This is a genomic window from Gemmatimonadota bacterium (assembly GCA_009835325.1).
In the GTDB taxonomy this organism is placed as follows: domain Bacteria; phylum JAAXHH01; class JAAXHH01; order JAAXHH01; family JAAXHH01; genus JAAXHH01.
On sequence record VXWP01000079.1, the window covers coordinates 1 to 6,564 of the forward strand.

At 63.6% G+C, this 6,564-nt stretch carries 6 protein-coding genes; 4 read left to right on the top strand and 2 right to left on the bottom strand.

The features are described from left to right. The 3 genes from F4Z81_10140 to F4Z81_10150 all read left to right on the top strand — a co-directional run. Positions 1-887: tyrosine--tRNA ligase (locus F4Z81_10140; protein MXW05412.1), on the top strand; the 887-nt coding region annotated here is incomplete at its 5' end. Between the two features lie 32 nt (positions 888-919). After that, positions 920-1,750, top strand: coding sequence for a sugar phosphate isomerase/epimerase (locus tag F4Z81_10145; GenBank protein MXW05413.1), 831 nt, complete (start codon positions 920-922; stop codon positions 1,748-1,750). A gap of 17 nt (positions 1,751-1,767) precedes the next feature. Then, positions 1,768-2,610 carry a histidinol-phosphatase gene (locus F4Z81_10150; GenBank protein ID MXW05414.1) on the top strand — a complete coding sequence of 281 codons (843 nt, stop codon included), beginning with the start codon at positions 1,768-1,770 and terminating at the stop codon, positions 2,608-2,610. Here the strand turns inward: F4Z81_10150 and F4Z81_10155 are convergent. Both F4Z81_10155 and F4Z81_10160 read right to left on the bottom strand, forming a co-directional pair. Further along, a complete protein-coding gene (locus F4Z81_10155; GenBank protein ID MXW05415.1) occupies positions 2,607-4,184 on the bottom strand; it encodes a thiamine pyrophosphate-binding protein in 1,578 nt (525 codons plus the stop codon). The genes F4Z81_10150 and F4Z81_10155 overlap by 4 nt on opposite strands. Before the next feature lie 63 nt (positions 4,185-4,247). Then, positions 4,248-5,648 (bottom strand): amino acid permease, encoded by a 1,401-nt coding sequence (locus F4Z81_10160; GenBank protein ID MXW05416.1) that lies wholly within the window; start codon positions 5,646-5,648, stop codon positions 4,248-4,250. Positions 5,649-5,840: 192 nt separating this feature from the next. On the opposite strand from F4Z81_10160, the gene F4Z81_10165 reads away from it, so the two are divergent. After that, positions 5,841-6,422, top strand: a complete 582-nt coding sequence (locus F4Z81_10165; GenBank protein ID MXW05417.1) for an AAA family ATPase — start codon at positions 5,841-5,843, stop codon at positions 6,420-6,422. The last annotated feature ends 142 nt before the right edge of the window (positions 6,423-6,564 follow it).

The window sequence follows — 6,564 nt, forward strand, 5'->3', positions numbered from 1 at the left end:
GAGCGCTGATGGTGAACAACGCGGACTGGCTGCGCACGCTGAACTACATCACTTTCCTGCGGGAGATCGGAGAGCATTTCAGCGTGAACCGGATGCTGACGGCCGAGGCCTACAGGCTTCGAATGGAGACGGGTCTCACCTTCCTGGAATTCAACTACCAGATCCTCCAGGCCTACGATTTCCTCATGCTCTTCCGGGAGTACGGCTGCACGATGCAGTTCGGGGGAGACGACCAGTGGGGGAACATCGTGGCCGGCGTGGACCTGATCCGGCGCAAGGAACGGGCGGCTGCGCAGGCGATTACCACGCCCCTGCTGACCCTTTCGGACGGCAAGAAGATGGGCAAGACGGCCGAAGGCGCCATCTGGCTCGATCCCGGTATGACCTCACCCTACGACTTCTACCAGTTCTGGATCAACGTGGACGACCGGGACGTGGAAGGCCTCCTCGGCCATTTTACCTTCCTGCCCATGGAGCAGGTGCGGGAACTCGGCGCCCTCGAGGGCGAGAAGATCCGCCACGCCAAGTCGGTCCTGGCCTTCGAGGCGACGAAGATCACCCACGGCGAGGAAGCGGCGTCCCAGGCGGAGCGCGGCGCCCGGAGCGTATTCGGCGGCGCGCAGGCGGGGGCGGAAGACGTGCCCACCGTGGAGATCGGCCGGGAACGCCTGGAGGCCGGCATCAACGTGGTCGACCTGTTCGTGGAAGCCGAACTGGGCAAGAGCAAGAGCGAAGTGCGCAGGCTGATCCAGCAGGGCGGCGCTTCCGTCAACGGCGAGCGCGTGGACGCCATCGACCGAATGCTCGGTACGAGGGATCTTGACGACGAAGGCGTCCTGCTCCTGAGGGCCGGCAAGAAGCGGTTCCAGCGCGTCAAGACCGGGTAAGGCCGACAGTGTTCAAGAACCTCAATCCTGGCATGATCGGCATTCACGCTTCCCTCGCCGAAGCGCTGGATATGGCTGCGCAGTACGGGTTCGACGGTGTCGATATCAACCTGCCGGATGTGGCCGAAATGGCACGGGAGACTTCTGCCGGGGAGGTCCGCGATCTTTTTGAACGAGCCGGCCGCCGTCCCGGCAACTGGGGCCTGCCGATCGAATGGCACGGCGCAGGGGAAAAGTGGACGGAAGAGTTGACCCGGCTACGCCGGTATGCCGGCCTGGCACGGGACATCGGCGCACTGCGGACGACTGCCGTGGTCATGCCCTGGTCGGATGAACGGACCTTCGACGAGAACTACGCCTTCCACGTGGAGCGTCTGAAGCCCGTGGCCGAGATCCTCGGGGAGCACGACTGCCGCTTCGGCCTGGAGTTCATCGGCCCGGAAACGCTTCGTCGGGGCAGGAAGCACGCGTTCGTTTATACCATGGACGGCATGCTGGCGCTTTGCCGCGACGTGGGTCCGAACGTGGGCTTGCTGCTGGACCTGTGGCACTGGTACACATCCCACGGCACCTGGGATGACCTCACGCGGCTGGGCAACGGCGACGTGGTCAACGTACACGTCAACGACGCGCCGGCCGGGGTCCCGGTGGACGAGCAGATCGACAACAAGCGGTGCCTGCCCGGCGAGACCGGCGTCCTCGACATAGCCCGGTTCCTCAAGGCGCTGGACGCCATGGGCTACGACGGCCCGGTCACGGCCGAACCTTTCAGCGCGCGTGTGAACGCCCTGGCCCCGCGGGACGCCCTGCGGGAGACCTCCGAAGCCATGCATCGGGCATGGGCATCGGCTGGTATCGGATAATCGAAGCAGGTTCGAAAATGGCCTCATCTCCCGAACGTGTATCCGTCCACGGCGGCCATAGCGGGGAATTCTGCGACCACGCGGAAGACAAGCTGGAAGAGATCGTCAGGGCCTACATCGCCCATGGATACGCCTGGGTGGGCATCACCGAGCACATGCCGCCGGAGCGGGATGCATTGAGCTACCCCGACGAACTGGCGGCCGGGTTGAACGCCGTCGATCAACAGGCGAGATTTGCCGAGTACATGGCGACCTGTAGGCGGCTTCGGGAAAAGTACGCATCCGAAATCCGCATACTGGTAGCCTTCGAAACGGAAGGGTACAGCGGGTATGAAAGCTGGGTACCCGCGATGAGGGAGGCGCACGAACCCGACTATATCGTGGGTTCCGTGCACCAGATCAACGATGAGTTGTTCGATGGATCACCGGAATGGTACCGGGCCGCGGCGGATACGGTCGGGGGCGTGGACGAGCTGTACCGCGCGTACTTCGACCGCCAGTACGAAATGATCACGACGCTGCGTCCCGAGGTGATCGGCCATTTCGACCTGGTCCGGATCTTCGACCCCGACTACAGGGCGCGCCTCGTTAAGCCGCTCGTGTGGGAACGGGTCGTGCGCAATCTGGAGGCGATCCGGGATCTCGGTTCGATCCTGGACTTCAACCTGGCCGCGCTTAAAAAAGGTCAGCCCGAGCCCTATGTCTCCCGGCCGGTACTCGAGCAAGCCCTTAAAATGGAAATCGCCGTGGTACCTGGGGACGATTCCCACAGTGTAGGAAACGTCGACCGACACTGGGACGAGGGTATCCGTTTCCTGCGGGAAGCGGGGTGCGATCTGAACTGGAAGTGTCCTGCCTAGTACCTTCGCTCCCAGGGCCCAATCGGCACCTCGATCAGCGTCGGGGCGTCCGCCGCCGCAGCTTCGCCCACGGCCGCTTCCAGCTGTGACGGGTCCTCGGCCAAAACCCCCCTTGCGCCATAGGCTGCGGCCAGTTTGACGAAATCCGGATTGTGTAGTTCGGTGCCGATTACGCGGCCGTCAAACTCCTCCATCTGGGCCCGCCACACATTGCCGTAGGCGTTGTCGTTGAACACGACGGTCACGACGTTGATGCCGTACTGTACGGCCGTGGCTAGTTCCTGGAGGTTGTAGAGGATGCCGCCGTCGCCGGAGACCACGACGACCGCGCGGTCGGGGCGTCCGATCTTGAGGCCGATGCCGACGGGGAACACGCTGCCGAGTGTGCCGTGGTGCGAGGAAGTCTGGTATCCCCTCGGGGACTGGGATTGGTAGTAGTTCCGTCCGTAGTATCCCATCTGGTTCATCCCGCCCACGAAGATCCCGTCATCCGGAATCGCCGCGCGCATGGCGTCCATGAAAGCGCCCTGGGGCTGGAGTTGTTCCGCGGGACCGAAACGGTGGGCGTTGATCGCCTGGATGTCTTCGGTGACGTTGGGCCTCGGCGCGGACAGGCCTGTCAGGTTGTCGTAAAGGTCTTCCAGGCTCAATGTGGCGTCGCCCAGGATGCCGTGGGTATGGCTTCCGTCCTGGTTGATCTCGTCGGGATCGTCGTCGATCCGGATCACCGTCTGTCCATCCAGTCGCGCGCTCAGGTCGGTCGCCGTGCCCACGGCCAGGATCACGTCGCATTCGTCCACGCGGTCCTTCAGCGGCTTGAACCGCGCCTCGAACATCCCCAGCGAAAGCGGATGCCGTGACGGAAGGATGCCCTTCCCGCTGCGGCTGCTGACGACCGGGCTGCCCAGGTGCTCGGCGATCTTCCGGACCAGCGGCGCGCCTTCCGACGCCCCGGCGCCGACCCAGATCAGGGGCCGTTTCGATTCCGCGAGCAGCCGGGCCGCGCGTGCCAGTTGGCCGGTGTCGCCCGCCGCGGGCGAATATGACGCCGCTTCCACCGGGCGGACCTCCTCCTCGGTCCTGAATACGTGGGGGCCGATCTCCAGGACGACGGGCCGTTTCCGCGGGGTGCTGAGCTGGCGGAACGCCTCCCGGACCAGGCCGGGGACGTCGCCGGGCGATTCCGCACGGCCCGCCCACTTCGAATAAGCGCCGTATTCGCCCCGGCTGTCGTGCCGGGGCCGGTCGGGTATGGACACGCCGTGGTGGTCTCCGGTGACCAGCAGCACGGGCGAGGACTGGGCGAAAGCGGTGGCCAGTCCGGCCGTGGTGTTGAAGAACCCGGGGCCTTCGACCGCGATGCCCACGCCTGGCTTGCCGCTCACGCGGGCGTAGCCGTCGGCAATGTAGCTGATCGCCTGTTCGTTCCGCGTGGTGATGTACCGCATGCCCTCCTGCCGGTAGATCGCGTCGATGGCTTCGTATTGGCCGGCGCCGGGCAGTCCGAAGACGACCTCGACGCCGTTGGCGTGCAGGGACCGGACGAGGGCCTCACCGCCGTTCATGACGGGCATCGGTAACTCCTCTTTTCATTGATCTGTGTTTTAATCACTAACCTGAAGTCTGCAATCTGAAGTCTACGCACCGGCAGCCTGCCTGCGGAACCACAGCAGGTACACCGGCACGCCGAGCAGCAGGACGACAATGCCCGGCAGGGCGTCGCCGAAGCTGAAAACGACCGTCGATACGATGTATCCGAGGGATACCACGATGAAGAAGAGCGGTGTGACGGGATAACCCCACACCTTGAACGGCCGGGGTTCGTCAGGATACTTCCGGCGGAGGATGAACACGGCGATCACGGTCAACACGTAGAACACGAACAACACGTACATCACGGCCAGGACGATTTCCATGAAGTTCCCGACGAGGCTCCACGCCATGCCCAGGATGGTCAGGGTGGTGATCGTTCGAGAGGGGGTCCGGAACCTGGGATGCACCCGGGTGAACCAGCCGAAGAAGAGGCGCTCGCGGGCCATGCCGTAGGCGATGCGCGGCATGTACATGATGTTGGCGTTCAAGGTGCCGAAGGTGGCGACGATCACCGCCAGAGAGGTGAGCGATCCACCGATCGGACCGATCAGCCGTTCCGCCACCTCGGCGGCAATCTGGTTCGACCCGGCGATTTCGTCGATGTTCATGACGTAGAGGTATGCCCAGTTGACGGCCAGGTAGACCAGCATGCAAAGACTCAGACCGATGATGATGGCCAGGGGCAGTACGCGACGCGGGTCCTTCACCTCACCCGCCACGTTGTTCGTGTTGTACCAGCCGTTGTACGAGAACAGGATGCCGACCATGGCCGTTCCCAGCGCACCGAAGAGGCCCATTTCCCTGCCCGTGGCCGACGGCGTGGAGAAATGCTCCGCGGACCCGCCGACGATCAGGGCGAGGAATACCAGGCCCAGCAGGGCCGCGACCTTGGCGAAGGTGGACACATTGGATATGATCCCCCCGAATCGCACGCCCGCATAATTGACGGCTCCGAGCAGGGCCAGGACGGCGAAGATCGCCAGGTGCTGGGTCGAGACCATTACCGGTCCAGCCTGCAGCAGCACGTGTTCCAGGGAGATGTCCGGTACGAAGTAACCGAGGTACGAGGTGCAGATCATGGCGACGGCGGCCAGCGCACCGGGACAGATCACGGCGGTTTCCGTCCACCCGTAGAGAAAGGACACGTAGGGGGGATAGGATTCCCGCAAGTACACAATGATGCCGCCCGTGCGGGGCATCATGGCACCCAGTTCGGCGAAGCACAGCGCACCCGAGAAGCAGAGCAGGCCGCCGATGACCCAGACCAGCAGGAACAGTTCGGGGGAGCCCAGTACGGCCGCAATACCCGCGGGCGCGCCGAATATGCCGGATCCGATGATGCCGCCTACGATGATCGTCGTGGCCGCGACCAGGCCAAGATCCCGGGCCAGTTCGGTCTCGAGTTGAAATCGGCTTCCGACGCGATCGGGTGATGATTCAGCCATGGCCTTCCTCCGTTGCCGCCACGCACGGGAACTGGATTGATTTGAATAATCGAAGAAACTTAAAACAAAATGGACCTGGCATGATCGTCAAGGACAATATACCCCGCGTACATCCGCTTTGACAGGTTCCCTCGAAAATGGTATATTCAGCCCGGTTTTCGTCTTCCTTCTCTGCAACCAGGCGGACCTGAAATGCACCTAATCGTCGCCATCGTAGGCATGACCGGATCGGGAAAATCGACGGCCGCCGAATGTCTGGTCGACCGGGGCTGGCGCCATATCCGTTTCGGCCAGGTGACCATCGACCGGCTCAGGGCGGAAGGCCGGGACGTGAATCCGGAGAACGAGAAGGAGATGCGGGAAGGGTTGCGGCGTGAACACGGGATGGGCGCCTTCGCGCTGCTTTCGCTGCCCGCCATCGAGGAAGGGCTGAAACACGGCCACGTGGTGATCGACGGGCTGTATTCGTGGTCGGAACACAAGATCCTGAAGGAAACCTTCGGCGACCGCATCCACGTGGTGGCCGTGGTCTCATCGCCGAAGACCCGCTACCGCAGGCTGGAGCACCGGACCCACGACGCGCTGACGGATCCCCAGTTCCGGATGCGTCCCCTCACGGCGGACGAGGCGCGAAAGCGGGACCACGCGGAGATAGAGAACATCGAAAAGGGCGGCCCCATCGCCATGGCGGACTTCACCATCGTCAACGAATCGGCCCCGGAGGACCTGGTCGACGCCGTCCTGGCCTACGTGGATCGCGTCACTTCAACGTAACCGGCCAGCCAACGCTTACAACGGCAGGGCGATGGCCTTGCCTTCCGACATGCTCCGGGTCACGGCTTCGGTGAATTCCATGTACTTGACCCCAACGTCGAAGGGCGTGTGGGACTCCTTTTCCACCCCGCGAATGGCAGTG